Below are 25,439 nucleotides of genomic sequence, written 5' to 3'. Positions count from 1 at the left end.
TCAGGGGTGTGGCGCGGCGGGTGGGGTCTGGTGGTGCCAGACGGTGAAGGCGGCGGACGTCGCGGCGACCACGGCGGTGCCGAGCACCCAGCCGGCCAGCACGTCGCTGGTCCAGTGCACGCCGAGCGCCACCCGGCTGAACCCGGTCACCCCGGCCAGCAGCACGGCGGCCAACCACACCGCCCACCGGCCGGACCGCTCCCGCGCGTACGGCAGGAAGACCACCAGCAGGATCCCGGCGGCCAGCGCGGCGTTCAGCGCGTGACCGGACGGGAAGGCGAGCCCGGCGGCCTGCGCCACCGGCTCGGGCAGGTCCGGCCGGTCCCGCCCGAAGAGCAGCTTGAGCAGCGGGCCGAGCAGCCCGCCCACCAGCATGGTGACGGCCACCCAGACCGCGAGTTGCCGGGCGCCGCGCCGGACCAGCCAGATCACCAGCACCAGCGCGCCGACCCGCAGCGGCATCGGCGCGAACACATCGGTCCACAGGCTCATCAGGCGGACCCAGGCCGGATGATCGACGGCGAAGCCGTGCAGCGCGCCGGCCACCGTGGTGTCCACCTCGCGTAGCGGCGGCCAGCCGGCCAGCACCAGGAGCGCGAGCAGGGCGAACGGCACCAGCACCAGGAACGCCGCGGCGACGGCGAGGGTCAGCCGGAGGCCGCGCGAGTCGTCCGGGTGCAGCCGGCGGTGCCGCCACGACGGCCGCGTCGGCGTCGGGAGGGTGCGCTGGCCGGGTGAGGTCATGGCATCCGTTCTACCCAGCCCGGGGCGGGCTCAGGCGTTCCGTTCGCGAACCGGGTGCGGCCGGAGCGGGGTGGGTCAGCGGCTGCCCCACCGCCGGAACCGGCGCACCATCAGCGCCGCGCCGGTGAGCAGGGCGACGAAGAGCACGGCGCCGGTCCAGAGCCGCTCGGGGGTGGAGTCGTGCTCGGAGCCGGCGGGCCGCGCCGTCCACTGGCTCTGCTGGCGCGGTGCGGTCAAGCCGCCGAGCGGGTCCGCGCCGGCGCCGGCCGCCTCGGCCTCCGCCGAACCGGGTGCCGGGCCGAACCCGACCACGCCGGGCGAGGTCTGGTCGTCCAGCGGGTTGCGGCCCACCGGGCTCACCTCGGCGTCCAGCGCGGCGACCGGGTCGACCAGGCCGTACCCGAAACGGTCGTCCCGGCCGGTGGGGCCGATGTCGCGGGCGGTGGACAGCAGCCGGTTGACCACGTCGCCGGCGGACATCTCCGGGTAGCGGGCCCGGACCAGCGCGGCGGTGGCGGCCACCAGGGGCGCGGCGAAGCTGGTGCCCTGCACCCGCCAGTACCCGTCGCCGGGGCGGGCGCCCACCAACCCGGTGGCCGGGGCGGTGAGTACGGTGGCGCGCCCGGTGATCGCGCCGGACCAGAGGTTCTCGCTGTCCTTCTCCAGCCCGGACACCGCGATCACGCCCGGCTCGCGGGCCGGGTACCAGACCTTCGAGTTGGTGGAGGTGGCCAGGTTGCCGGTGCAGGCGACCACCACCACGTCCCGGGCGAAGGCGTAGTCGAGCGCCGCGGCCAGGGCCGGGCTGTCGCCGCTGCCGCCGAGCGACAGGTTGATGACGCGGGCGCCGTTGTCGACGGCCCAGCGCACGCCCTTGGCGACGATCAGCGCGTCGTCGTAGCGGTTCTCGTCGTCCAGCACCCGGACCGGAAGGATCTTGGCGTCCGGGGCGAGGCCGACCACGCCCCGGTTGTCGTCGTTGCGCCCGGCGATCAGCCCGGCCACCGTGGTGCCGTGGCCGACCGGATCCGGGTCGCCGCCGAGCGGGGCGACCAGGTCGTAGCCGGGCAGCACCTGGCCGGCCAGGTCGGGGTGGCTGGCGTCCACACCGGAGTCGATGACCGCGACGACCACCCCGCGCCCGGTCGAGCTGCGCCAGGCGGTCTTCGCCCCCAACTCGTCGAGCTGCCACTGCTCGTCGCGCACCTGGTCGGGGCGGGTCTGGCTGTCCGAAACCGGCGCGGCCAGGGGGAACGCCGCCGAGGCGAGCGCGACCGGCCGGGCGGCCGCGGCGTCGGCGGGCGGCACCGGGCCGGCGAGCGGCACGGCCACCGCCGCCACAGCGAGCAGCGCCCGACCGGCGACCCGTCGCGCCGTCGGCGGACAGCTCTGCCGCACCCTGGTCACATTCTCAGCCGTTCCTCGGTTCGGACAGACGACGATCGGAGATTACCGGTTCCACCCCCTCTTCCGGAGCCATCCGTCAACACCTGTCACGGCGGCGGCAGGTGGGCCAGCTGCACCAGGCGTACGCCCTCACGTCGGGTCACCAGCCGGCCGCGCCCGGGTGGCAACGGCCCGGGTCGGACCGAACCGACCAGCGCACCCTCCTCCGGGCTGCCGGCCATCACCAGCCCGGCGGTGGAGAGTTCCCGCAACCGCTGCGCGATCGGCTCGTACTGCGCCCGGCCGGCGCCGCCGCAGCGGCGGGCGAGCACCAGGTGCAGCCCGACGTCCCGGGCGTGCGGCAGGTGCTCCTCCAGCGCCCGCAGCGGGTTGGCCGGCCCGCTGGCCACCAGGTCGTAGTCGTCCACCAGCACGAACAGCTCCGGACCGGACCACCACGACCGCTCCCGCAACTGGGCCGGGGTGATCTCCGGACCGGGGAGCCGGGCCTGCAGGTAGCCGGCGGCCGACTCGACCAGGTCGGCGGTGTGCGCGGCGGCGGTGCCGTAGCCGATCAGGTGCGGCGTCTCGATCGCGCCGAGCAGGCTGCGCCGGTAGTCGACCAGGATCACCCGGGCCTGCTCCGGGGTGAACCGGGTGACGATCGAGGTGGCCAGCGCGCGCAGGAACGACGACTTGCCGCACTCGGCGTCGCCGAAGACCACGAAGTGCGGCTCGGTGGCGAAGTCCAGCACCACCGGGCGCAGGTCCGCCTCGGCCACCCCGACCGGGAAGCGCAGCCCGGTCGTCGCCGCCAGGTCCAGCTCGGCGTACGGGAGCACCGGCGGGAGCAGCCGCACCGGGGGTGCGGCCGGCCCGGGCCAGCCGGCGGCCGCCCGCTTGACCAGGTCGGCGGTGTCCGTACCGGCGGTGAGCTGCGGCAGTGCGGTGAGGAAGTGCAGGCTCTCCGCGGTGACGCCCCGGCCGGCGCTCTGCTCTGGCACGTTCGCCGCGGCCCGGCGGGCCACCAGCGAGTCGGCCGGATCGCCGAGGCGCAACTCCAGCCGGGAACCGAAGAGGTCCCGGATCGCCGGCCGGAAGTCCAGCCAGCGCAGCGCGGTCGCCACCACGTGCACCCCGTACGACAGCCCGCGGGTGGCCAGGTCGGTGATCAGCGGCTCCAGGTCGTCGTACTCGCCGCGCAGGGTGGCCCAGCCGTCGACCACCAGGAAGACGTCACCGAACGGGTCGCCGGTCGGCTGGCCGGTGCCGGCCGCCGCGGCCCGGCGCTGCCGCCAGGCGGCCATCGAGTCCACACCCAGCTCCGCGAAGCGGCGTTCCCGCTCCACCAGCAGGGTGGCGATCTCGCCGACCGTACGCCGGACGGCCGTCGGGTCGGCGCGCCCGGCGACGCCGCCGACGTGCGGCAGGTCGCGGAGCGTGCCCAGCCCGCCGCCGCCGAAGTCGAGGCCGTAGACCTGCACCTCGGCCGGGGTGTGGGTGAGCGCCAGCGCGCAGATCAGCGCGCGCAGCGCGGTCGACTTGCCGCTCTGCGGCGCACCGACCACCGCCACGTGCCCGGCGGCCCCGTCCAGCGCCAGCCAGAGCAGGTCGCGCCGCTGCTCGAACGGCTTGTCCACCACGGCGACCGGCACCTGGAGCGCTCCGTGCAGCTCCGGGTTGCCGACGGTGAGCCCGCGCGCCGGGTCGACGCCGGCCGGGCCGAGCAGCTCGTCCAGCGCCGGCGGGCGGCCCAGCGGCGGGTGCCAGACCTGGTGCGCCGGTGGGCCCTGCCCGGCCAACCGGCCGACCAGCAGGTCGAGCAGGCTCCCCGTGCCGTCCTGCTCGACCTGCGGCGGGGCCGCCGGCCGGGGCGGCTCGGGGGCCGGCAGGTAGTGGGTGGAGAACGCCAGCAGGCGGGGGGTGCCGGAGCCGCCCGCGCCGGCGGCGACGGCTCTGCGCACCGCCCCGGAGACGTACGCGGCCTTGAACCGGACCAGCGGTTCGGTGCCGAAGCGCAGGTAGCCGTGACCGGGCGAGCGGGGCAGCTCGTGCGCGTCCGGCACCCCGAGCACCGTCCGGGATTCCAGCGCGGAGAAGGTCCGCAGCCCGATCCGGTACGACAAATGTGTGTCGAGTCCGCGTAGTCGCCCCTCCTCCAACCGCTGGCTCGCCAGCAGCAGGTGTACGCCGAGCGACCGGCCCAGCCGGCCGATCTGCACGAACAGGTCGATGAAGTCGGGCTTGGCCGAGAGCAGCTCGGAGAACTCGTCGCAGATCAGCAGCAGCGAGGGCAGCGGGGCGAGCGGGGTGCCGGCGGCCCGCGCCCGCTCGTAGTCGCGCAGGCTGGCGAAGTTGCCGGCCCGGCGGAGCAGCTCCTGGCGGCGGACCAGCTCGCCGTTGATCGCGTCGACCATCCGGTCGACCAGCGGCAGCGCGTCGGCCAGGTTGGTGATCACCGCGGCGGTGTGCGGCAGCCGGTCGAACGAGGCGAAGGTCGCCCCGCCCTTGAAGTCGACCAGGACGAAGTTGAGCTGCTCCGAGCTGTGCGTGGCGGCCAGCCCGAGCACCAGGGTGCGCAGCAGTTCGGACTTGCCGGAGCCGGTGGCCCCGATCAGCAGGCCGTGCGGGCCCATCCCGTCCTGGGCGGACTCCTTGAGGTCGAGTTCGATCGCGCCGCCGTCGGTGCCCACCCCGATCGGCACCCGCAGCCGCTCGCGCGCCGAGCGGGGCGCCCAGCCCTGCTCGGCGGTGAAGCTCTCCGGGTCGCCGAGCCCGAGCAGTTCGGGCAGCCCGGGCTCGGCGCCGGGCGGGGCGTCCGGGCCGCCACGCGGGGCGCCGGCCAGCCGCAGCGGCGCCAGCCGGCGGGCGACCGCCTCGGCGTCGGCCGGCGCCAACCGGTCGGCGGTGCCCACCTCGACGTGGCCGTCCGCCGAGTGCGAGTGCAGCCGGCCGTCGCGTAGTTCGAGCAGCAGCGCGAACCGGTCCAGCAGGCGGGGCGGCGCGGTGTCCAGGTCGATGACGGTCACCGCGTCGATGCCGCCGTCGCCGGTCAGCTCGGTGGCTCCGGTGAGGTCGCCCCCGTCGAGCACCACCACCACGTGCGGCCCGTCGGTGGCCGGCCCGGCCGGGCTGAACCGGGACCGGCTGGCCAGCACGTCGTCGAGCAGCCGTTCCAGCTCGGCGGCGGCGCTGGTGACCAGCCGCACCGGGCCGAGTGCGTCGGTGCGGGCGGGATGGTGGGTGTGCGGCAGCCACTTGACCCACTCCCAGGCGGCTCGCCGTTCCGGCCCGGCGCAGACCGCGACGAGCAGCTCGTCGGGGGCGTGGAAGACGGCCAGCTGGGTGAGCATCGCGCGGGCCAGCGCCCGGCCGTCGGTGGCCGGGGTGGCCTTGACGTACACCCGGGCGAAGCTGCGCAGCGACAGCGCCACCGGCAGGTCGGGCACCACCGAGTACGCGTCCAGGAAGCGCCGCAGCGCGCCCGCGGTCATCGGCTCCAGCTCCTCCAGCGGCCGGGTGACCGGCGGCACCAGCGGGGTGGCCAGGGTCTGCGGCCCGACCGCGACCCGGACCACCGCGAAGTCCGGGTCGGCGGGACGGCGTTCCCAGACCCGGTGGCTCTCCACCGTCGACCAGAGCCGGCCCGGGTCCGGGTGCCGGTAGTAGAGCCCGGCGCGCTGCTGGCCGGCGGTCTGCCGGACCCGGCGCCGCAGCGCGGTGAGGTGCCGCAGGTACTCCCGGCGGGCGGCCATCATCTCCGACTTCTTCGGGGTGCCGGCGGCGCTGCCCCAGGAGGTCACCAGCATGGCCAGCGAGGAGAGGCCGAACATGCCGCCCACCACGTACGAGTAGGCCCCGCCGCCGCGGCCGAACATCATCGCCATGGCCACCGTGCCGCCGAGCATCGGCAGCACCATCAGCAGCTGCTGCCAGCGCCCGCCGGCGACCGGGGGGATCTCCGGCGGCGCCTCCACCGGCAGCTCGCCGACCGGGATCTCCGGCGCCGGACGGCGGGGTGGCCGCTTGATGACGACAGTGGACACCCGACCTCCTGACTGCGCACGGTGACCCGAGCCTGGCTCATGGTAGGTAAAGTCCTGTCGTCCGCGCAGCCACCAACCTCGCCCGATATGGAGATCAGTCGATGACGATCGGGCTCGCCCGGGTCACCATCAGCGCCCCGCAGCGGCGGGTGGACGTCGCGCTGCCCGAGCAGGTTCCCCTGGCCGAGCTGCTGCCGGAGGTGCTGCGGCACGCCGGCGAGGGGCTGGCCGACAACGGTGAACGGCACGGCGGCTGGGTGCTGCGGCGTACCGACGGGGCGGTGCTGACGACCGCGCAGGCGCTGCTGCCGCAGGGCGTCCGGGACGGCGAGGTGCTGCACCTGGTGCCGGCCCGGGCCGAGTGGCCCGAGCTGGAGTACGACGACGTCGTGGAGGCGATCGCGGACGGCGCCCGGCGGCGGGGCGGCGCCTGGTCGCCCGGCGCCACCCGGGCCGCCGTGCTGGCCGGGGCGGCGGTGCCGCTGGCGGTGGGGCTGCTCGCCGTGCTCGCCGGTGGCCCGGCGGGCGGGGCCGGCTGGCCCGCGGCGGCCGTGGTGGCGCTGCTGCTCACCCTGGCCGGCACCGTGGCGTCCCGGGCGCACGGGGACGGCCCGGTCGGCGCCACCCTGGGCGGCTACGCGCTGCCGTACGCGGCGGCGGCCGGCGCCCTGGCGGTCAGCTCCGACGACCCGGTCGGTCCGCTCGCTCCGGTCCGCTGGCTGGGCGCGCCGGAACTGCTGGCCGGCTCGGTGGCGCTGCTGCTGGGGTCGGTGCTCGGGCTGGTCGGCATCGCCACCCGGCTGCGGGTCTTCGTGGCCGGCGCCGTGGTGGGGGTGGGCGGGGCGCTGGCCGCGCTCGGCGGGCTGCCGCTCGACCCGGCCGGCACGGCTGCCGTGCTGCTCTGCGTCCTGGTCTTCGCCGTCGGGGCGGTGCCGCTGCTGGCCATCCGGCTGGGCAAGGTGCCGCTGCCGCCGATCACCCTGCCCACCGCCGCGCCCGGTGATGACGCCGACCGGGCCCGGGACCTGCCCGACCGGGGCCGGGTCTACGCGGCGGTGGCCCGCACCGAGGAGATGCTGACCGGCATGCTGCTCGGGCACGCGGTGCTGGCGGCGGCCGCCGCGCTGGTGCTCGGGGTGGCCGGCGGGACCGCCGGTCGGGTGCTGGTGGCGGTCGCCGGTGCGGTGCTGCTGCTGCGCTCCCGGCTCTTCGTGGCGCTGCGGCACCGGGTGCCGACGGTGGTCGCCGGCCTCGCCGGGTACGCCGTGCTGGGCGCCGTGCTCGCCGCGCGGTCCGCTCCGGCGGGCCGGCTGGTGCTGGTCGCCGGTGGTCTGGCCCTGGCCCTGCTCGCCGTGGCGGCGGGCAGCACGTACGCCCGCCGGCCGGTCTCGCCGTACCTCGGCCGGCTCGCCGACCTGACCGACACCGCGCTGGTGGTCTCCGTGGTGCCGGTCGCCTGCGCGGTGCTCGACCTGTACGAACGGGCCCGGGGGCTGCTCGGCTGAGCGGCTCCCGGGCCCGGTACGACGTCGTGGTGGGTCAGTGCCCGGCTTCGCCGCGCTCCGCGGCCTCCTTGGCGCGCTGGTACGACGCCCGGATCTCGGCCTCGGCCTCGGTCCGCCCGACCCAGGTGGCGCCTTCGACCGACTTGCCCGGTTCGAGGTCCTTGTACACCTCGAAGAAGTGCTGGATCTCCAGCCGGTCGAACTCGCCGAGGTGGTGGATGTCGCGCAGGTGCTCCTGGCGCGGGTCCTCGTAGGGGACGCAGAGGACCTTGTCGTCGCCGCCCTTCTCGTCCGTCATCCGGAACATGCCGATCGTGCGGCAGCGGATCAGGCAGCCCGGGAAGGTCGGCTCGGGGACCAGCACCAGCGCGTCCAGCGGGTCGCCGTCCTCGCCGAGGGTGCCCTCGATGAAGCCGTAGTCCGCCGGGTACTGGGTGGACGTGAAGAGGGTGCGGTCCAGCCGGATCCGGCCGGTCGCGTGGTCGACCTCGTACTTGTTGCGGTGACCCTTCGGGATCTCAACCGTCACGTCGAAATCCATCTGCACGCTCCCTCGTTTGCCCACGCTGGCTAACGGAAACCACCGGCGCCGACCGGTGCGGGTGAATGCCCGCCCACCGGTCCGGCCACCGCATAGTGTTCGGACCGAAGTAGTGTCACCCAGACCGAATTTCGTGGGGGGAGGAGGGGGTCGTGGGGAGGGAAGATTCACACTACCGCCCGGAGTCAGGTGCTGGACGTGGTACGGGCGGATCTGCTTCCGGCCCCGCCACCGGCCGCTTCCGGGTGCCCGACGCCCACCCTCAGCAGCCACCCGCCGACCCCGCCGGGTACCGCGCCGAGCGGCCCCCGCCGTGGCGTCCCGACGCCGGCGGGCCGTCCGCCGGCTCCGCGCCCGTTCCCCCGTACCCGGGCGCTTCCGGTCCGCCCGCCGGCCGCCCGCTGAACGCCGGCGCCTTCGGTACGGCCAGCGCGCCGCCGCCGCACGCCGGCTCGGCGAGCGTGCCGTCGCACCCTGACCTCTTCGGCCCGGCGAGCGGGCTGCCGGCCGCCGCCTCCGTGCCCGTGTCGCCGCCGCCCGCCGGCGCGGCGCCGGCCGCCGCCGTACCCCCCGCGCCGGCCCGACGCCGGCGGCTGCTGCCGTTCGTGCTCGCCGCGGTGCTGCTGCTCGCGCTGGCCGCCGGGGTGGTGGTGGTCCGTCCCGGCCCGGTGGCGCAGTGGCTCGGCGACGACCAGGCCGGCGGTCCGGCGAGCGCCCAGCCGGCCGACCCACCGCCGGTGCCGGTGCTGGCCGGGGCGGACGCCAACGCCCCGCTGCCCACCCAGGAAGGGGTCTCCGCCGCGCTCGATCCGCTGGTCGGCGCCGCCGCGCTCGGTGACCGGGTCAACGTCTCGGTGGCCGACGTGGCCACCGGCCAGCCGCTCTTCGGCGCCCACGAGGACGACGGCACCGTGCCCGCCTCGGTGACCAAGCTGGTGACCGCGGTGACCGTGCTCGCCGCGCGCGGTCCCGGCCACCGCATCCCGACCCGGGCGGTGGCCGGCGCCAGCCCGGGCGAGGTGGTGATCGTCGGCGGCGGCGACCCCACCCTGGCGGTGGACAAGAAGGGCTTCTACCCGGGTGCGGCCCGGCTGGACGACCTGGCCGCCCAGGTGAAGGCGGCGCTCGGCGGCACCGCGCCGACCAAGGTCACCGTCGACTCCTCGCTCTACTCCGGCCCGGTCCACGAGCCCGGCTGGGACGACGACATCCCCACCGGCGGCTACGGCGGCGCGATCACCGCGCTGATGACCGACGGCGCGCGCAAGGACGTGCCGCAGGCCAAGCGGGACCACGACGCCGGCGACCACGGCGCCGAGCGGGTGTCCCAGCCCGACCTGGTCGCCGGCCGCGCGTTCGCCCGGCTGCTCGGCGTGCCCGCCGACGCGGTCAGCCGCGGCAGGGCACCGGCCGCCGGCGCCGACGCCACCGCCGGCGCCCCCGGCAGCGAGTTGGGCAAGGTGGAGTCGCTGCCGATGGTCCGGCTGGTCGACATCATGATCAGCGACAGCGACAACATCGTCGCCGAGGCGCTGGCCCGCCAGGTCGCGCTGGCCCGAAACCAGCCCGCCTCGTTCACCGGCGCCGCCGCCGCGATGGACGCGGTGGCGGGCGAGCTGGGCCTGCCCGCCGACGAGCTCTCCCTCGCCGACGGCAGCGGGTTGTCCCGTACCAACCGGATCAGCCCCTCGCTGCTCACCGACCTGATCACGCTCGCCGGCAACGGCAGCCGTCCCGAGCTGGCGGCGGTCTTCGGCGGCCTGCCGGTCGCCGGCTGGTCCGGCACGCTGGGCGAGCGCTACGCGGCGGACGGCACCCGGTCCGGCGCGGGCGTGGTCCGGGCCAAGACCGGCACGCTGACCAAGGTGCACGCGATCGCCGGGCTGGTCACCATCGCCGACGGGCGGCTGCTCACCTTCGCCGTGCTCACCGACGCGGTGCCGCCGGACGGGATGGCGGCCGCCCGGGTGGCGCTGGACCGGATCGGCGCCACGCTCGCCGGCTGCGGCTGCCGCTGAGCCCCGCCGGCCGGGCCGGTCCGCAATGGCGCGGCAGACCGGCGCCGACACCGGCGGCCGGGCACCGCGCCGCCCAGCAGGGCGGCACCGCCCCCTGCTGGGCGCCGCGGGGCGGCCCTCGGCCGGCGGCGACCGGCGTCGATCGCCGGCGCGAGCCCGGGCCGGGGTGTTCCGGCGCGGGTACGGTGGGTGCATGGCGCAGTTCGTGGACTGGGATCTGGCCGCCGCGACCGCGGGGGCACTGGGCAAGTCGGGCCCCCGGGTGTCGTACACGGAGGCCACCGACGTGGTCGCCGACCTGCGGCGGCTGACCGAGGAGGCGGCCGGGCACGTCGCCGACTACACCGGCCTGCGCCCACAGGTGTCCCACCCGCCGGTGCGGGTGGTCGACCGGCGGGACTGGGCGGCGACCAACATCGCCGGGCTGCGCGAGGTGGTCAGCCCCCTGGTCAGCCGGCTCTCCGGCGACAAGCAGCCCGGCCCGCTGACCGAGGCGATCGGCTCCCGGCTGACCGGCGTGCAGGCCGGCACCGTGCTGGCGTACCTCTCCGGCCGGGTGCTCGGCCAGTACGAGGTCTTCTCCGCCGACCCGGGCCAGCTGCTGCTGGTCGCGCCGAACATCGTCGAGGTGGAGCGCAAGCTCGGCGCCGACCCGCGCGACTTCCGGCTCTGGGTGTGCCTGCACGAGGTGACCCACCGCACCCAGTTCACCGCCGTGCCCTGGATGCGCGCGTACTTCCTGGGCGAGGTGCAGGCGTTCGTCGACGCCTCGGCCGGTGGCGGCGAGCACCTGCTGGAGCGGCTGCGCCGGGGCGTGGCCACGCTCTCCGAGGCGGTCCGCGACCCGGAGAGCCGCACCAGCGTGCTGGACCTCGTCCAGACGCCGGCCCAGCGGGCCGTGCTGGACCGGCTCACCGCGCTGATGACCCTGCTCGAGGGGCACGCCGAGTTCGTGATGGACGGGGTCGGCCCGCAGGTGATCCCGAGCGTCGAGCGGATCCGGGCGGCGTTCAACCGGCGCCGCGAGTCGGGCAACCCGCTGGAGAAGGCGATCCGCCGGCTGCTCGGCGTCGACGTCAAGATGCGCCAGTACGCCGAGGGCCGCAAGTTCGTGCACGGCGTGGTGGAGCGGGTCGGGATGGCCGGCTTCAACAAGGTCTTCGACTCGCCGCTCACCCTGCCCCGGCTGGAGGAGCTCGGCGACCCGGACGCCTGGGTGGCGCGGGTGCACGGGCCGGTGGGCCCGGTGCCGGTCGTCGGCTGACCGTCGACCCGTGGCCGCGCTCGCCCCGCCGGTCGCCGCGATCCGGGTCGCGGTACGTCGCGCGCTGGCCGACCTGCCACCCGGGCCGGTGTTGGTCGCGTGTTCCGGCGGCGCGGACTCGCTCGCGCTGGCTGCGGCCACCGTCTTCGTGGCACCCCGGCTGGGCCGGTCGGCCGGCCTGGTGACCGTCGACCATGGCCTGCAGGCCGGCTCCGCGGAGCGGGCCGCGGCGGTGGCGACCTGGGCGGGTGCCGCCGGGTTCGTCCCGGTGGAGGCGGTCCGGGTCGAGGTGGCCGGCCGCCCCGGCGGGCCGGAGGCGGCCGCCCGGGAGGCTCGCTACCAGGCGCTGGCCGAGGTGGCCGGGCGGCACCGGGCGGCGGCGGTGCTGACCGGGCACACCCGGGACGACCAGGCCGAGACGGTGCTGCTCGCGCTGGCCCGGGGCGCCGGCCCGCGCGGGCTGGCCGGGATGCCGGCCCGACGGGACCTGGCCGGGGTGCCGCTGCTGCGCCCGCTGCTGGAGGTGAGCCGGGAGCAGACCCGCAAGGCGTGCGCGGTGCTCGGGCTGACCCCGTGGGAGGACCCGCACAACGCCGACCCCTCGTACGCCCGCGCCCGGGTCCGCGCCGACGTGCTGCCGGCGCTGGTGCGGGCGCTCGGGCCGGGGGTGCTGGAGAACCTGGCCCGGACCGCCCGGCTGGTGGCGGCGGACAACGCCGCGCTGGACGACCTGGCCGCGACCGCGCTCGCCGGGGTCCGTCACCCCGCCGGCGGGCTGTCGGTCGCGGCGCTCGCCGACCTGGCCCCCGCGGTGCGCGGTCGGGTGCTGCACGCCTGGGCCCGTGAGCTGGGCGCCCCGCCGGCCGCGCTGTCGCACCGGCACGTGACCGCCCTGGACACGCTGGTCACCGGCTGGCGCGGGCAGGGCGCCGCGCACCTGCCCGGCGGCCTGCGGGTGATCCGCCGCGACGGCCGGCTGACCCGCGTCGGCGCTGCCGGGGCCGGTGCGCCGCCGGGCCGGTGAGCGCCGAGGGACGGCGGTCGCGCCGGGCCGCTGACCGTAACCGGGAGAACGCCGTCGGGCCGGTGGGCGGGCAGGGGCCGCGGGTGCCGCCGGATCGGCGACCACCGGGGGCCGCGGCCGCCGCCGGAAGGCGGTAGACATGGCGCATGGCGTACCCCCGACAGCCGCTCCACGCCCCGCACGGCGCGGTGGCGACGAGCCACCCCCTGGCCGCGGCGGCCGGCCTGGCCGTGCTGCGGCGCGGCGGCAACGCGGTCGACGCGGCGCTGGCCACCGCGATCACCCTGACCGTGGTGCAGCCCCCGTCCAACGACATCGGCGGTGACCTGTTCGCCCTGGTCTGGGACGGTGAGCGGTTGCACGGGCTGAACGCCTCCGGCCGGTCGCCCGCGGCGCTGACCCTGGCGGCGGTGCGCGCCGCGACCGGCGGCCGGGGCGCGGCTCCGGTGGCCGCGCTCGGCGGCGCCCAGTCGGCCGGGCCGGCGCTGCCGGCGCGGGGCTGGCTGCCGGTGACCGTCCCCGGCGCACCGGCCGGCTGGCGGGACCTGCACGACCGGTTCGGCCGGCTGCCCTTCGCCGACCTCTTCACCGACGCCGTGGGGTACGCCGAGCACGGCCATCCGGTCTCCACCGGGGTGGCCGCGGCCTGGGCGCGCGGGGTGGCCGCGCACGCCGAGCTGTCCGGACCCGAGTACGCCGAGTTCGACCGGGTGTTCGCGCCCGGCGGCCGGGCGCCGCGGCCGGGGGAGCGGTGGCGCAACCCGGACGCCGCCCGCACCCTGCGTCGGATCGCCGAGACCGGGTCCGAGGACTTCTACCGCGGTGCGACGGCCGAGGCGCTGGCCCGGCACGCCGCCCGGACCGGCGGGCTGCTCACCGGCGACGACCTGGCCGGGCACACCTCCAGCTGGGTGGATCCGGTGCCGGTGCGCTACCGGGGCCAGCAGGTGTGGGAGCTGCCGCCGAACGGGCAGGGCCTGGCCGCGCTGGTCGCGCTCGGTGTGCTGGACGGGCTGGAGCTGGCCGACGTCCCGCTGGCGGACCGCCTGCACCGGCAGATCGAGGCGGTCAAGCTCGGCTTCGCCGACGCGCACGCGCACGTCGCCGATCCGGACCTGGTGCCGGTACCCACCGCGGCGCTGCTCTCGCCCGGCTACCTCGCCGCCCGCCGGGCGTTGATCACCGATCGCGCCGGCGAGCCGGTGGCCGGCGACCCGGAGCGCGGCGGCACCGTCTACCTCTGCACGGCTGACGCCGGCGGCATGATGGTCAGCCTCATCCAGTCGACCTACCTGGCGTTCGGTTCGCACGTGGTGCTGCCCGGGCACGGCTTCGCGCTGCAGAACCGGGGCCTCGGCTTCCGCCTCGACCCGGCGCACCCGAACGTGGTGGGGCCGGGCAGACGGCCGTACCACACCATCATTCCCGGCTTCCTGACCAGGGAGGGCGAGCCGGTCGGGCCGTTCGGCGTGATGGGCGGGCACATGCAGCCGCAGGGGCACGTCCAGCTCGTCTCGGCCACCCTCGACGGCGGGCTCGACCCGCAGGCGGCGCTGGACGCGCCGCGCTGGTACTGGCACGCCGGCCGGTCGCTGCTGGTCGAGCCGGAGCTGGTCGGCACGGCGGAGGGGCGGGCGGCGGTGGACGAGCTGCGGGCCCGCGGCCACGAGGTCACCGTCGCGGCGGAGCCGGCCGTCTTCGGGTACGGGCAGGCGATCTGGCGGACGGCCGACGGCGGCTACGTGGCCGGGTCGGAGTCCCGGGTCGACGGGGGGATGGGCGGCTTCTGACCCTGGTGGTTCAGCTGGCGTGGGCGCGGTCGCGGAAGGTGGTGCGGTAGCTGTGCGGGGTGGCGCCGACCCGGCGGGCGAAGTGGTGCCGCAGCGCGGCGGCGTCACCGAACCCGGACCGGTCGGCGACGTCCTCCACGCTCAGCCGGGTCTCCTCCAGCAGCCGCCGGGCCAGCAGCACCCGCTGGTTGGTCAGCCAGTCGTGCGGGGTGGTGCCGGTCTCGGCGCGGAACCGGCGGGCGAAGGTACGCGGGGCCATGCCGGCGCGGGCGGCGATCTCGTCGACCGTCACCGGCCGGTCCAGGTGCCCCATCAGCCACTCCAGCACCGGTTCCAGGGTGGGCGCCTCGGGCGCCTTGGGGATCGGCGCCTCGACGTACTGTGACTGCCCGCCGTCGCGGTGCGGCGGGACGACCATCCGGCGGGCCAGCCGGGTGGCCGTGGCCGAGCCGTGCTCCTGGCGTACCAGGTGCAGGCAGGCGTCGATGCCGGCCGCGGTGCCGGCGCTGGTGAGCAGCCGGCCGTCCTGGACGTAGAGCGAGTTGCACTGCACCCGGGCGGTGGGGTGGCGGCGTTGCAGCTCGTCGACGTACTTCCAGTGGGTGGTGCAGTCGCGGCCGTCGAGCAGGCCGGCCTCGCCGAGCAGGAACGCTCCCGAGCAGACGCTGAGCAGGTAGGTGCCCCGGTCGGCGGCCCGGCACAGCGCGTCGAGCACCGCCGGCGGCGCGTTCGTGCCGTGCCGGTGGGCGGGCACGGCGACCAGGTCGGCCTCGTCGACCGGGCCCAGGCCGGCGTGCGGTACCAGCTGGAAGCCGGAGGCGGTGGAGACCGCCGCGCCGTCCGGGCTGCACACCTGGAAGCGGTAACCGGGGAAGCCGTCGGCCGTGCGGTCGGTGCCGAAGACCTCGGCCAGGACGCCCAGCTCGAACGCGGCGACCCCGTCGAGGGCGAGGACGGCGACCGTACGCAGCATGTGACGAGGGTAACCCCGGGGGTGGCAGGAAATCGAGCCTGTGTGGCATTCCTGCCACTGTCTGACCCGGACGGACCGGCGGAGACTAGGTGCAGTCCGGTGCGCACCGGCGGCGAAACCGACAGCAAACCTGCGAAAGCGAGCGCCGCCATGGAGTTCCTGTTCTTCCTGCTCTTCCTCGTCCTCCTCGCCGCCGCCTCGGCGGCCGGCCTGACCGCCGACAGCCGGGACTCGGCCGACTGGAAGCCCACCGACAACGGTCGCCGGTGGCGGTCGGGTACCTGCTGAGGTGATTGGTCAACTTTGCGGTAAAAATCCTGGGCGGGACCGCGCCAAAAGGGGCGGCCCCGCCGACGGGGGCCGTCCGGCGTACGGCAGGCTAGGGGTCATGGCTGACGGCTCCTGGTACGACGCCGACATCGACCACGTGATCATCTCCGAGGCGCAGATCCGCGAGAAGACCGCGGAACTGGCCAAGCAGGTTTCGGCGGACTACGCCCACGTCGAGGACGGACTCCTGCTCGTCTGCGTGCTCAAGGGCGCGGTCATGTTCATGGCCGACTTCGCCCGGGCGCTGGGCCGACAGGGGCCCCCCGCCGAACTGGACTTCATGGCCATCTCCTCGTACGGCCAGGGCACCACCTCCTCCGGGGTGGTCCGCATCCTCAAGGACCTGGACCGGGACATCGCCGGCCGGCACGTGGTCGTGGTCGAGGACATCGTCGACTCCGGGCTGACCCTCTCCTGGCTGCTGCGCTACCTGGAGTCGCGCTCGGCGGCGAGCGTCGAGGTGGTGGCGCTGTTCCGTAAGCCGGACGCGGTCAAGGTGCCGGTCCCGGTGAAGTACGTCGGCTTCGACATCCCGACCGAGTTCGTCGTCGGCTACGGGCTCGACTTCGCCGAGCGCTACCGCGAGCTGCCCTACGTCGGCGTGCTCAAGCCGGAGGTCTACGCCCGCTCCTGAGCGCGGCTCGTATCGGCGCGCGTCGAGCGGACGTTCAGCGGACTCCCAGCCGATCCGACTACCGTGGATGCCGGTGGCGCGGAGGCAGCTCCGCTCCCGGCCCCTCGACCGCGTGACCGGGCGATCGGGTGGCCCGGGTCGGACTCCTCGCCACGCCGGCCATCGCCCGGGCTCCGCTGGGTGTGGGACACGGGCTGGCGGGCCCGGCCGCGGGGTGCTTCGTCGATCTCGATGGGGCGCGACTGCGGGGCTCGCAAGCTCACTTCTCGCGCGCACGGTGTACCGTCGAATGACCGCGGCGCGGCAGATTAGCGCCTCGGGGTCGCGGCCGGCCCGCACGGCGGCCCGGCGCCGCCCCCGGCGGCGACACCATTCAGACGGTCAGGACGTCGATCAGGAGGATGCGGGCGTCTCGGCGCTCGACGACAGCATGGAACGTACGCGTTTCTTCCGCCGACCGGTGGTCTGGATCATCCTGGTCATCCTCGGCGCCGTTGTGCTCAGCCAACTCTTCACGGCTGGTCCCAGTTACCACCGGGTGGACACGTCGGTGGCGCTCGACCAGCTCCACACCGCCAAGATCAACAAGGCGGTCTTCCAGGACAAGGAGCAGACGCTCCAGCTCGAACTGGCCGAGAAGGCCAAGTTCGGCGACACCACCACCGACCGGATCGAGGCCCAGTTCCCGTACGAGGTCGGCAACCAGGTCTGGAACGACGTCCTGGACGCCAAGGCGAACAACCGGATCACCGGCCCGGCCGACACCAAGGTCTCGTCGGACAGCATCTGGGTCAGCCTGCTGGTCAACCTCCTGCCCATCGCGCTGCTCGTGCTCCTGCTGCTCTTCTTCATGTCGCAGATGCAGGGCGGCGGCTCCCGGGTGCTCAACTTCGGCAAGTCCAAGGCCAAGATGATCACCAAGGACACGCCGAAGACCACGTTCGCGGACGTGGCCGGCGCCGAGGAGGCCGTGGAGGAACTGCACGAGATCAAGGACTTCCTGCAGAACCCGGCCAAGTACCAGGCGCTGGGCGCCAAGATCCCGAAGGGCGTGCTGCTCTTCGGCCCGCCCGGTACCGGTAAGACGCTGCTGGCCCGCGCGGTCGCCGGCGAGGCCGGGGTGCCGTTCTACTCGATCTCCGGTTCCGACTTCGTGGAGATGTTCGTCGGTGTCGGCGCCAGCCGGGTCCGCGACCTCTTCGAGCAGGCCAAGGCGAACGCCCCGGCGATCGTCTTCGTCGACGAGATCGACGCCGTCGGCCGGCACCGCGGCGCCGGCATGGGCGGCGGCCACGACGAGCGCGAGCAGACCCTCAACCAGCTGCTCGTCGAGATGGACGGCTTCGACACCAAGGGCGGGGTCATCCTGATCGCCGCCACCAACCGGCCGGACATCCTCGACCCGGCGCTGCTGCGCCCGGGCCGGTTCGACCGGCAGATCCCGGTGGACGCCCCCGACATGGAGGGCCGCAAGGCGATCCTGCGGGTGCACGCCAAGGGCAAGCCGTTCACCCCTGACGTCGACCTCGACTCGGTGGCGCGGCGGACCCCGGGCTTCAGCGGCGCCGACCTGGCCAACGTGATCAACGAGGCCGCGCTGCTCACCGCCCGCAAGGACCAGCGGGCGATCACCAACGACTCCCTGGAGGAGTCGATCGACCGGGTGATTGCCGGTCCGCAGCGGCGGACCCGGGTGATGAGCGACCAGGAGAAGAAGATCACCGCGTACCACGAGGGTGGGCACGCGCTGGTCGCCTGGGCGCTGCCGCACGCCGCGCCGGTGCACAAGGTGACGATCCTGTCCCGCGGGCGCTCGTTGGGCCACACCCTGGTGCTGCCCACCGAGGACAAGTACACCCAGACCCGCGCGGAGATGGTCGACACGCTGGCCTACGCGCTCGGCGGCCGGGCCGCCGAGGAGCTGGTCTTCCACGAGCCGACCACCGGCGCCGGCAACGACATCGAGAAGGCCACCCAGCTGGCCCGCGCGATGATCACGCAGTACGGCATGAGCTCCAAGCTCGGTGCGATCAAGTACGGCACCAGCGGCGACGAGCCGTTCCTCGGCCGCAACATGGGCCACGAGCGGGACTACTCCGACGCCGTCGCCGCCGAGATCGACGCCGAGATGCGGGCGCTGATCGAACTGGCCCACGACGAGGCCTGGGAGATCCTGGTCGAGTACCGGGACGTGCTGGACAACATCGTCCTGGAGCTGATGGAGAAGGAGACCCTCTCCACCGCCGACATGGCCCGGATCTGCGCGCGGGTGGCCAAGCGGCCGCCGATGGCGCCGTACAACGGCTTCGGCAAGCGCCAGCCCTCCACCGAGCCGCCGGTGCTCACCCCGGCGGAGAAGGAGGCGCTCAAGGTGCAGGCCCAGGCCGACGGTGCCGAGGCGACGGTCGGCGGCACCTCGAACAACTCGGACGGTACGCACTGAGCACCGACCCGGCGGCCAGCCCCCACGACCGGGGGCTGGCCGCGTCCGCGACCGAGCCCGACGGCGACGACGCCCTCGACTACGTCGCCGCCCGGCTGATCAGCGGCAAGCTCACCGGCCGGCCGGTCGAGGACACCATGGACCTCGGCCGGATCGAGAAGGCCGTCCGGGAAATCCTGATCGCGGTCGGGGAGGACCCGGACCGGGACGGCCTCCAGCAGACCCCGTCCCGGGTCGCCCGCGCGTACGCGGAACTCTTCGCCGGCCTCCGGGTCGACCCGGCCCAGGTGCTCAGCACCACCTTCGAGGCCAACCACGAGGAGCTGGTGCTGGTCCGGGACATCGACGTGATGAGCCTCTGCGAGCACCACCTGCTGCCGTTCCGGGGCAGCGCACACATCGGCTACATCCCCGGGCCGGACGGCCGGATCACCGGCCTGTCCAAGCTGGCCCGGCTGGTCGAGGTCTTCGCCCGCCGGCCCCAGGTGCAGGAGCGCCTCACCTCGCAGATCGCCGACCTGCTGATGAGCAAGCTGGAGCCGCGCGGCGTGGTGGTGGTGCTCGAGTGCGAGCACATGTGCATGGCGATGCGCGGAATCCAGAAGTCCGGCGCTCAGACCATCACCTCGGCGGTGCGCGGCACCCTGCAGAACGACGCGAAGTCCCGCGCCGAGGCGATGGCCCTGATCATCCCCCGCTGACCCGAGCCGACCCGGCCGGCCGACCCAGCGTCCCGCGGGCGGCCGGCCGAGTGCTCTCCGGTGACGTCGTGGCCGCCGGTCGACGATCGGGCCGCCAGCCGGCTCGGCGGCCCGGCCGCGGTTCAGCCGGCTCGGCGGCCCGGGCCGGTTCAGCCGGCGAGGAGCGCGAGCAGCAGCCCGGCGGTGACCAGCACCGCCGGGACCAGGCAGACCAGCGCGCCGAGCCGCGTCGTCCGGTCCGCCCGCCGGCCCGGCCGGGCCGGGAAGAGCCGTCCGGTGCCGATCCACCCGGCCGCGAACGCCACCGCCGGCATCGGCAGCCCGCAGATCAGTGCCGCGACGCTCGCCGCCCCGGGCCCGGTCGCCAGGTAGACCACCACCTGGATCACCGGCACCAGCAGCGCCAGCGGCGCGTACACCAGCAGGTTGCGCAGCGGGGCCGGCCAGCCGGCCGGGTTGACCCGGCCACGCGCGGCCAGCGCCGCGTCCGCGGCCTCCGCCCGGTCGTGCGCAGCGCGCAGCCCGGCCAGCACCGCCGCCGGACCACCCACCATCGACCGGGCCGCCTCGGTCAGCTCCGGCGGCGTGGGCACCAGCGAGATCGGTGGTACGCCCAGCTCGCGCAGCCGCGCCTCCTGCGGCGCCAGCCGGGTGCGTACGGCGGTCAGCTCCTCGCGCGCGGCCTGCACCGACCGGGCCTGCTCACCGGCGGCGGTGACCGCGTCCCGCCGTACCCCGTCCAGTTGCCGGGCCGCGGCCAGGTAGTCGGTCCAGGCGGCGGAGACCGGATCGCCGCCGGCCGGCTGCGCCGGCACCCGGGTGCCGTCGCGCTGCCGCCCGGGCACGGCGGTGGTCACCGCCCGGCCACCCACCTCGCCGTCGCTCATGGTCGAGGCCCCAGACGGCCGCGCCCCGTGAATCGCTCGCTCATGCCACTCCCTCCGGGGCGAACGGGACCAGCACGGTGCCCCGCTCACCCGGCCCGTCCCAGAGCACCGCCCGACCCGGCCGGGGCCGCCAGTCGACCGGGCGACCGAAGACCGCCGCCAGTTGAGCACCGGGCACGTCCACCGCGGCGACCGCGGCGAGCTTGTCCACCTCGCCGTCCGCCGGCTCCAGCAGGGCCGCGAACGGTGGCACGGTGCGCCACCAGCCGAGCACGTGCAGGCCCGCCGGCGGGCCCTCCCGCAGCAGGGTCCGGAGCCGGGCAGCGGGCAGTCGCGACCCGGCGTCCACCCCGAAGACCACCAGGTAGGCCGGCTCACCGGCGTCCGCGACGGCGAGCAGGCCGGGCAGGTCGACCCGCTCGACCGGATGCCGGGCGGCCAGCTCGGCGGCGAGCGCGTCGATGGCGGGGGTCCGGTCGTCAGTCGCCAGCACGAACCGCGCGGCACCCGGCGGATGGTGCGCGGCGGTGCTGCGGGCCGCGGTGGCCAGCAGCGCGGCCGCCTCCGGCCCCGGCCCGAGAACTGCCAGGTTGCGGCCCGCCGCCGGCCCGAGCGGCACAGCCACCGTGGTACGGGCGACGGCCACCGCCCGGCCGAGCAGGGCTGCGGGGCCGTGCGCCCGCCCGGCCAGCGCCGCGCGGTGCCGGGGATCGTTACGCAGCCGGGGGCGGGCGTAGCCGGCGAAGACCACCGGCGGCCCCGACCCCTCGGGCCGGGCCGACCAGAGCCGGTGGCGCAGCTGCTCCACCGTCTCCGGGTCGTCCTGCGGATCGGGGAAGCGGACCATGCGCTCGTGCCCCCGGATCGCGCCCCGCGGGCCGCCCAGCCCACCGGCGGTGTTCACCACCGCACTGCCCGCCGGCAGCCCTGCCGCCGAGTCGTTGGTCGGTTCCAGCACGGCGCCACCGCCGGGCAGTGCCACCCGCACCGGGAACTGACCGAGCATCGAGTCGCGGTGCCCGCCGTCGGCGCGGGAGCCCAGCCCGAGGTCGCCCTCGCCGGCGAGGACCAGGTGGATGCCGTACGACCGGCCGCCCCGGGCCAGCGTCTCCAGCCGGGCGGCGGCGTCTGCCGTCAAGCGGTCCCGCTCGGCGAAGAGCAGCGGGAGATTATCCAGCACGCAGACGATCCTGGGCAGCGGTTGGTGCTGCCGCAGCTCGGCGTAGCGCTGGCCGCCCGCCCGGTGCCCGGCCTCCTCGCGGCGGTGCAGCTCCGCGGTCAACTGGTCGAGCAGGTCCAGCACGTACTCCCGGTCGGCGGCCAGCGCGGCGGTACGGACCTGTGGGATCCAGGACCGGTCCCGCTCGGTCTGCAGGAACTCCACGAAGGACTCGCCGTCGCCGAGGTCCACCAGGTGCAGCACCAGCTCGTCCGGGCCGTACCGGGCGGTCAGGCCGAGCAGCGCGGTGGTGAGGAAGGTGGAGCGGCCCGTCCCGGACCGGCCGCTGACCAGCCAGTGCGGAGTCAGCTCGGTGAAGCCGAGGGAGACCGGCCGGCCACCCGCGTCGCCCACGGTGGTGCTGAGCCCGTCGGCCGAACCGGCCGTCCACACCTCGGCGTCCACGTCGGGCAGCAGGTCGCCCAGGGCCAGCCGGGAGCCCGCCTCCACCTGCTCGGCGAGCCGCCGACAGACCGCGTCGACCAGGTCGGCGGGCGGGTCCGCCTCGACGAAGACCGGCGAGTTCAACCCGCCCGGCGGCTCCGCCCCGGGACCGGCGAACGAGGTCCCCGGCGGGTCACCGAGCAGCGCGTACGCGGTACGCATCGCCAGCGGGGTGGCCAGCGGCAGGGGATCGCGGCCGAGCCGGGGCCAACCGGCGACCAGCAGGTGCAGCCCGGCCGACGGGCCCTGCTCGGCCAGCGCCGCGATCCGGCCCAGGTCGGTCGGACCGGTCGACTCGGGCAGCGCGGCGATCACCAGCAGCAGCGTCCGGTCGTGCCGGCGGCGACCGCTCGCGCCCGGTGCCACCCACTGCTCGGCCTCGTTCAGCACCGCACGCAGCCCGGCCACGTCCGCCACCGGCGGCGGCAGCAGGCCGGCGTCGGCGAGCGCCGCGAAGGGCGTCAGCGTGCCACCCGCCGCGTCCACCACGCGGACCAGCAGCGCACCGGCCGGGGTCGCCGCCAGCAGCCGCAGCAGTACGGCCCGGAGCAGCCCGGCCACCCGGGGCTCGTACGCGTCGGCGTCCACCGTGAGATGACCGGTGCCGAGCAGCGGCACCAGCGCGGGGAAGCGGGCGTCGTCCAGGGGCGCCGCGGTGCCGACCCGGACGAACGGCGGCGGGCCCTCGCCGGCCGGCGCGGTCGGCGTGAGCGTCTCCAGTGGAGCGCCGGCCCAACCGGGAGCCAGCACCGCCGCCGCCGCCCGCAGCCGCTCGGCCAGCTCGTACTGGCGGCGCTGGTCGGCGGGAGCCGGCCGGGTCTCGTCGAGGACGACGGCGGCAGCGGTCGCGGTGGCGGCGGCCCGCCGGTGCAGGGCGGCGGCGCGGTTGGTGCGTGCCTTCGGACCGGCCACCCGTCCACCCCCTCTGCCCGAGGTTGGCAACCCCGCCAGTGACGGTATCCCAGGTGGAGCCGCTCCTTGCGGATGCGCGGCGGCGCTGCGCCGGTGTTGTCGTGGATCTCACCGGTGGGGAGGGGTCCGTCACGATCCGCTGGATCTGGGGCATTGGGTCCGCAGCGCCCAGCGGCTAGCCTCAGGGAGTGGAATCAGTGCAGCCCCCCGCCGGTTCCCAGGTCTCCCGCGTACCGGCGCAGCGGACGCCCCCCGACCAGCTGACGCCGCCCCCGGCCACCCCGGCGCCGGAGCGTCCGCGGCGGCGGCTGCGCACGGTGCTCATCGTGGTCGCGGGGGTGCTCGCGGTGCTCTGCGTCGCTGCGGTGGTGGCGGGGATCGTGCTGTACAACCGGGCGGCAACCCCCGACCGGAGCGCACCGGACGTGGCGGTGGTGAGCTACTTGCAGGCCACGCTGGTATCGCGTGACCAGAGCCGGGCCGCGCTTTTTACCTGCGACGGATCGCTACCCTCGGTCGATGGTTTCCGGGCCGAGATGGAGCGGCGTGAACAGGAGCTGGACGTCGGCTTGTCGGTCAACATCGAGAACGTCGTGGTTTCAACGAGCGGCCCAACACATGCGCGTGTCACGGCGACGATCCGTCGCAGCGCCACAGTAGACGGCGTGCAGCAGAGCTTGACCGACGCATGGCAGTTTGAGGTGGAGGATCGGAACGGCTGGCGGGTTTGCGCCGGCGCGCCGGTCAGCTGACGTCACTCGATCCAGAGCAGGTGGACCGGGACCTCCAAGGTGGTCGGTGACTGGCCGCGCCAGGCCCAGCGGTACCACTCCACCTCCGAGGTCACCCGGACGCAGATGTCGCCGTCGGCACCGGAGTAGGTTTCGGTGACCGCCCGCAGGTCGCGGTGCTCCACGCCGCCGACCACGTGCACAACCCGGCGGCCGGTGACCGAGTCCGCCTCGACGACCGGGGTCGGCGGGCGGTGCGTCGGGGCGTCCAGGGAGACGAGCCGGATCCCGCCCTCGTGCAGCCCGGCCGCCGGCCGGGTGCCCACGGTCTCCACCCAGACCCGCTCCACCGGCATCAGTGGGGCGAAGACCTCCACCTGGTCGGCCTCCGCGCGGTACCACTCGTGCTCGGGGATGACCGGGACGTACGTCCGGCTGCCCTGCACCACGCGTTCGTCGGCGCGCAGGTCGGCACGCCAGCCCAGCCCGGGCAGGCCGACCAGCACGCGCCGGCCACGGAGCTCGACCCGGCTGGTGGCCGGCACCATCTCGACCGGACGCGGCGGTGCCGGCGCCCAGTCCGGCTGGTCCGCGAACGGGTCGGGCAGTGGGTCCTTCATGACACCGAGCGTCTCATCCCTGGTGCTTGAGGGGTGCGCCCCGGGAGCGCATGAACGGCACCGGGTCGATCGCGCTCCGGCTGCTCCGGTCGCCGTCGGTGTGCACCTCGAAGTGCAGGTGCGGTCCGGAGGAGTTGCCGCTGCTGCCCACCTCCCCGATCACCTCACCGGCCTGCACCGTCTGGCCGACCCGCACCCGAGGCTTGGAGACCATGTGGCAGTACCGGGTGACCAGGCCCCCGGCGTGCAGGACGTCGACGAACCAACCGCAGCCGCCCTTGCCCGGCCAGCCGTCCACGTCGCAGCTGAGCCGGCCGCCGTTGTCCGGGTCGCAGCGCGACACCAGCACCCGGCCACTGGCCGCGACGTGGATCGGCGTCCCCTTGCGGGCGGCGATGTCGACCCCGTTGTGGCCAGGCCGGCTCGCCGTGCGGAAGCCGGAGCCGACCCCACCCGGGATCGGGGCCGTCCATCCGGAGGCGGCAATCTCCGCGCCGGAGGCGGCGTCGCAAACCTGCTGGCCGCCGATCTCCGCCGTCCGGGCCGCGCCGCCGGCCAGCGCGTCCACGATCCGGGCGGCCAGCGCCTCGTGCTTGGCGTACGCGTCCGGAAACGCGCTGATCTGCACCTTCTGCGCCGCCGTGGTCAGCGGCATCCGCTGCCAGCCGGGCACCTTCAGCAGCTTCTCGTAGAACTTGCGGGCGGCGTACTCGGGGGTCATCCGCTGCGCGACGCTGCCCCAGTTGGCCCGCTGCTGGAACAGGCCGACCGAGTCGTGGTCGGCGCCGACCCCCTCGTTCGGCAGGTCGCGCGACTGGGCGACCGTCCGGTTGGCCAGGTTCCGCAGGCCGGACTCCTGCATCGCGGTCGCCACCGCGATCACCCAGCCCCGCGGCGGCACCTTCATCTCCTGCCCGACCTTGACGATCCGCGCGGCGTTGCGGAGCTGGCTCTCGCCGTACTCGGACATGCGAGGCATCTTGCCGGTCGCGTTGACCGGGAAGTCGCCCGTGCACTCCTGGCCGGCGAGGGTCAGCCGTTCGCCGGCGTCACCGCCGAGTTCGGTGAGGAAGAAGGCGGCGGATCCGCCGGTGCAGCAGAGCAGCGCCAGGACGCCGGTGAGGAAGGCGGCCAGGGTGCCGATCCGGAGCCGTCGCCGGGGCGGTCGGGTCTCGTCGCTCATGTCGGCACTCCGCTGCGCTCCGTGCCGCCAAGCCTGATGATTCG

General features: G+C 75.5%; 19 protein-coding genes. 10 read left to right on the top strand and 9 right to left on the bottom strand.

Going from position 1 to position 25,439, the window contains the following annotated elements; genetic code table 11:
- The 3 genes from GA0070609_RS27250 to eccCa all read right to left on the bottom strand — a co-directional run bounded on the left by GA0070609_RS27250 (nt 1) and on the right by eccCa (nt 6,176).
- Nucleotides 1–744, bottom strand: a complete 744-nt coding sequence (locus tag GA0070609_RS27250) for a phosphatase PAP2 family protein (RefSeq protein ID WP_088996435.1) — start codon at nt 742–744, stop codon at nt 1–3.
- A gap of 75 nt (nt 745–819) precedes the next feature.
- Nucleotides 820–2,151 (bottom strand): type VII secretion-associated serine protease mycosin, encoded by a 1,332-nt coding sequence (gene mycP / locus GA0070609_RS27245; RefSeq protein ID WP_172899420.1) that lies wholly within the window; start codon nt 2,149–2,151, stop codon nt 820–822.
- An 86-nt stretch (nt 2,152–2,237) separates the two neighbouring features.
- The gene (eccCa, locus tag GA0070609_RS27240) at nt 2,238–6,176 is read right to left on the bottom strand and encodes a type VII secretion protein EccCa (RefSeq protein WP_088996434.1); all 3,939 of its coding nucleotides are present in this window, start codon (nt 6,174–6,176) and stop codon (nt 2,238–2,240) included.
- A gap of 101 nt (nt 6,177–6,277) precedes the next feature.
- Between eccCa and eccD the strand changes: the two genes are divergently transcribed.
- Nucleotides 6,278–7,681, top strand: a complete 1,404-nt coding sequence (gene eccD / locus GA0070609_RS27235; RefSeq protein WP_088996433.1) for a type VII secretion integral membrane protein EccD — start codon at nt 6,278–6,280, stop codon at nt 7,679–7,681.
- Between the two features lie 34 nt (nt 7,682–7,715).
- Here the strand turns inward: eccD and GA0070609_RS27230 are convergent, their stop codons facing one another.
- Complete coding sequence (locus tag GA0070609_RS27230) at nt 7,716–8,222, bottom strand: inorganic diphosphatase (protein WP_088996432.1); 507 nt, start codon at nt 8,220–8,222, stop codon at nt 7,716–7,718.
- A 524-nt stretch (nt 8,223–8,746) separates the two neighbouring features.
- Between GA0070609_RS27230 and dacB the strand changes: the two genes are divergently transcribed.
- The 4 genes from dacB to GA0070609_RS27210 all read left to right on the top strand — a co-directional run bounded on the left by dacB (nt 8,747) and on the right by GA0070609_RS27210 (nt 14,318).
- Entirely contained in the window at nt 8,747–10,240 is a 1,494-nt protein-coding gene (dacB, locus tag GA0070609_RS27225) for a D-alanyl-D-alanine carboxypeptidase/D-alanyl-D-alanine endopeptidase (RefSeq protein WP_269459302.1), read from the top strand.
- A 193-nt stretch (nt 10,241–10,433) separates the two neighbouring features.
- Nucleotides 10,434–11,504 (top strand): zinc-dependent metalloprotease, encoded by a 1,071-nt coding sequence (locus GA0070609_RS27220; RefSeq protein WP_088997996.1) that lies wholly within the window; start codon nt 10,434–10,436, stop codon nt 11,502–11,504.
- 10 nt (nt 11,505–11,514) lie between these two features.
- The gene (gene tilS / locus GA0070609_RS27215) at nt 11,515–12,528 is read left to right on the top strand and encodes a tRNA lysidine(34) synthetase TilS (RefSeq protein ID WP_088996430.1); all 1,014 of its coding nucleotides are present in this window, start codon (nt 11,515–11,517) and stop codon (nt 12,526–12,528) included.
- A gap of 146 nt (nt 12,529–12,674) precedes the next feature.
- Nucleotides 12,675–14,318 (top strand): gamma-glutamyltransferase family protein, encoded by a 1,644-nt coding sequence (locus GA0070609_RS27210; protein WP_088996429.1) that lies wholly within the window; start codon nt 12,675–12,677, stop codon nt 14,316–14,318.
- 10 nt (nt 14,319–14,328) lie between these two features.
- Here GA0070609_RS27210 and GA0070609_RS27205 read toward each other — a convergent pair whose 3' ends face one another.
- The gene (locus GA0070609_RS27205; RefSeq protein WP_088996428.1) at nt 14,329–15,291 is read right to left on the bottom strand and encodes a GlxA family transcriptional regulator; all 963 of its coding nucleotides are present in this window, start codon (nt 15,289–15,291) and stop codon (nt 14,329–14,331) included.
- 150 nt (nt 15,292–15,441) lie between these two features.
- Between GA0070609_RS27205 and GA0070609_RS33725 the strand changes: the two genes are divergently transcribed.
- The 4 genes from GA0070609_RS33725 (at nt 15,442) to folE (ending at nt 19,399) form a co-directional block, all read left to right on the top strand.
- Nucleotides 15,442–15,579 carry a hypothetical protein gene (locus GA0070609_RS33725; RefSeq protein ID WP_172899419.1) on the top strand — a complete coding sequence of 46 codons (138 nt, stop codon included), beginning with the start codon at nt 15,442–15,444 and terminating at the stop codon, nt 15,577–15,579.
- A 100-nt stretch (nt 15,580–15,679) separates the two neighbouring features.
- Nucleotides 15,680–16,255 carry a hypoxanthine phosphoribosyltransferase gene (gene hpt / locus GA0070609_RS27200; protein ID WP_088996427.1) on the top strand — a complete coding sequence of 192 codons (576 nt, stop codon included), beginning with the start codon at nt 15,680–15,682 and terminating at the stop codon, nt 16,253–16,255.
- Nucleotides 16,256–16,685: 430 nt separating this feature from the next.
- A complete protein-coding gene (gene ftsH / locus GA0070609_RS27195) occupies nt 16,686–18,698 on the top strand; it encodes an ATP-dependent zinc metalloprotease FtsH (protein ID WP_088996426.1) in 2,013 nt (670 codons plus the stop codon).
- A 35-nt stretch (nt 18,699–18,733) separates the two neighbouring features.
- Complete coding sequence (gene folE / locus GA0070609_RS27190) at nt 18,734–19,399, top strand: GTP cyclohydrolase I FolE (RefSeq protein WP_088996425.1); 666 nt, start codon at nt 18,734–18,736, stop codon at nt 19,397–19,399.
- A 149-nt stretch (nt 19,400–19,548) separates the two neighbouring features.
- Here folE and GA0070609_RS27185 read toward each other — a convergent pair whose 3' ends face one another.
- The gene (locus GA0070609_RS27185) at nt 19,549–20,286 is read right to left on the bottom strand and encodes a hypothetical protein (protein ID WP_231928429.1); all 738 of its coding nucleotides are present in this window, start codon (nt 20,284–20,286) and stop codon (nt 19,549–19,551) included.
- A gap of 40 nt (nt 20,287–20,326) precedes the next feature.
- A complete protein-coding gene (locus GA0070609_RS27180) occupies nt 20,327–22,861 on the bottom strand; it encodes an FtsK/SpoIIIE domain-containing protein (protein ID WP_088996424.1) in 2,535 nt (844 codons plus the stop codon).
- Nucleotides 22,862–23,049: 188 nt separating this feature from the next.
- On the opposite strand from GA0070609_RS27180, the gene GA0070609_RS27175 reads away from it, so the two are divergent.
- Nucleotides 23,050–23,613 carry a hypothetical protein gene (locus tag GA0070609_RS27175; RefSeq protein WP_231928428.1) on the top strand — a complete coding sequence of 188 codons (564 nt, stop codon included), beginning with the start codon at nt 23,050–23,052 and terminating at the stop codon, nt 23,611–23,613.
- A 2-nt stretch (nt 23,614–23,615) separates the two neighbouring features.
- Here the strand turns inward: GA0070609_RS27175 and GA0070609_RS27170 are convergent, their stop codons facing one another.
- The gene (locus tag GA0070609_RS27170; RefSeq protein ID WP_088996422.1) at nt 23,616–24,212 is read right to left on the bottom strand and encodes a hypothetical protein; all 597 of its coding nucleotides are present in this window, start codon (nt 24,210–24,212) and stop codon (nt 23,616–23,618) included.
- A gap of 13 nt (nt 24,213–24,225) precedes the next feature.
- The gene (locus GA0070609_RS27165; protein ID WP_088996421.1) at nt 24,226–25,395 is read right to left on the bottom strand and encodes a M23 family metallopeptidase; all 1,170 of its coding nucleotides are present in this window, start codon (nt 25,393–25,395) and stop codon (nt 24,226–24,228) included.
- Nucleotides 25,396–25,439 lie beyond the last annotated feature (44 nt).

This window comes from Micromonospora echinaurantiaca, assembly GCF_900090235.1.
GTDB lineage: Bacteria > Actinomycetota > Actinomycetes > Mycobacteriales > Micromonosporaceae > Micromonospora > Micromonospora echinaurantiaca.
The sequence above is the reverse complement of the archived record's forward strand: the minus strand, read 5'-3'. Positions and strand labels throughout refer to the sequence as shown.

Excerpts from the sequence above, each read along its gene's own strand:
- GA0070609_RS27250 (WP_088996435.1), bottom strand. The coding sequence starts at position 744 with ATGACCTCACCCGGCCAGCGCACCCTCCCGACGCCGACGCGGCCGTCG.
- eccD (WP_088996433.1), top strand. The coding sequence starts at position 6,278 with ATGACGATCGGGCTCGCCCGGGTCACCATCAGCGCCCCGCAGCGGCGG.
- GA0070609_RS27230 (WP_088996432.1), bottom strand. The coding sequence starts at position 8,222 with ATGGATTTCGACGTGACGGTTGAGATCCCGAAGGGTCACCGCAACAAG.
- GA0070609_RS27220 (WP_088997996.1), top strand. The coding sequence starts at position 10,434 with ATGGCGCAGTTCGTGGACTGGGATCTGGCCGCCGCGACCGCGGGGGCA.
- GA0070609_RS27210 (WP_088996429.1), top strand. The coding sequence starts at position 12,675 with ATGGCGTACCCCCGACAGCCGCTCCACGCCCCGCACGGCGCGGTGGCG.
- GA0070609_RS27205 (WP_088996428.1), bottom strand. The coding sequence starts at position 15,291 with ATGCTGCGTACGGTCGCCGTCCTCGCCCTCGACGGGGTCGCCGCGTTC.
- GA0070609_RS33725 (WP_172899419.1), top strand. The coding sequence starts at position 15,442 with ATGGAGTTCCTGTTCTTCCTGCTCTTCCTCGTCCTCCTCGCCGCCGCC.
- hpt (WP_088996427.1), top strand. The coding sequence starts at position 15,680 with ATGGCTGACGGCTCCTGGTACGACGCCGACATCGACCACGTGATCATC.
- ftsH (WP_088996426.1), top strand. The coding sequence starts at position 16,686 with ATGGAACGTACGCGTTTCTTCCGCCGACCGGTGGTCTGGATCATCCTG.
- GA0070609_RS27185 (WP_231928429.1), bottom strand. The coding sequence starts at position 20,286 with ATGAGCGACGGCGAGGTGGGTGGCCGGGCGGTGACCACCGCCGTGCCC.
- GA0070609_RS27170 (WP_088996422.1), bottom strand. The coding sequence starts at position 24,212 with ATGAAGGACCCACTGCCCGACCCGTTCGCGGACCAGCCGGACTGGGCG.
- GA0070609_RS27165 (WP_088996421.1), bottom strand. The coding sequence starts at position 25,395 with ATGAGCGACGAGACCCGACCGCCCCGGCGACGGCTCCGGATCGGCACC.